This is a genomic window from Acinetobacter sp. KAM396 (genome assembly GCF_021602765.1).
Lineage (GTDB): Bacteria > Pseudomonadota > Gammaproteobacteria > Pseudomonadales > Moraxellaceae > Acinetobacter > Acinetobacter towneri_A.
Genome location: NZ_BPPH01000089.1, coordinates 1 through 992, shown reverse-complemented (window position 1 = coordinate 992; position 992 = coordinate 1). Strand labels below are relative to the sequence as shown.

Annotated in this window: 1 protein-coding gene; it reads left to right on the top strand. The window is 36.7% G+C overall.

Annotated features, from left to right (window positions below):
- Positions 1–111: 111 nt before the first annotated feature.
- The coding region (locus L6C30_RS14600) for an IS30-like element ISAba125 family transposase (RefSeq protein WP_135898008.1) at positions 112–992 on the top strand (881 nt) is incomplete at its 3' end.

Below are 992 nucleotides of genomic sequence, written 5' to 3'. Positions count from 1 at the left end.
GGCAGAGTAAAACTTGAAGTGCGACATAAACCACCTAATTAATTTAAAGGGTTTATGGAGTATATAAAATTGTCATACCATCATCTTAACTTTGAAGATCGTACTGCATTAATGCTTGAGTCAAGAAAAGAAGGCTTTTCAGCCAGAAAATTTGCTGAACTTATTAAAAGACATCCTAGTACGATCTATCGTGAGCTTAAAAGAAATAGCATCAATGACGTTTATCAAGCTCGATATGCTTCTGATAACACTTTTGCTAGACGTAGACGTGGTCACAGAAAACTCAAAATCGATTCAATCCTCTGGAAATTTATTGTTGAAGCGATCCGTTGTTTATGGTCTCCTCAGCAAATAGCAAAGCGTTTAAAGACATTTCCTGATTTGGATCAAACAATGAATGTAAGCCATACAACGATTTATTCAACGATACGAGCATTACCCAAGGGTGAGTTGAAAAAAGACTTATTATCCTGTCTACGTCATGAAAATAAAAAGCGAAAAGCTAACGGTGAACCTAAAAAAGATTCTATATTACAGGATATTAAAACTATTCATGAGCGCCCAGCCGAAGTTCAAGAAAGAAAAATACCGGGTCATTGGGAAGCTGATTTAATTAAAGGTAAAGACAATAAAAGTTCGATAGCAACACTTATTGAACGAAATACACGGCTCTGTATCTTGGCAACATTACCTGATGCAAAGGCAGAATCAGTGCGCAAGGCTTTAACTGAAGCTCTGAAATATTTACCTGCAGAACTGCGTAAAACGTTGACCTATGACCGTGGACGCGAGATGGCAGAACATAAAATACTTGAAGAAGATTTAGGCATAGATGTATATTTCTGTGACCCACATTCACCCTGGCAAAAAGGCACATGCGAAAATATGAATGGTTTAATTAGGCAATATTTACCTAAAGGGATTGATTTAAATCAGGCAGATCAGCATTATTTAAATCAAGTTGCCATGTCACTGAATACTCGTCCTAGAAA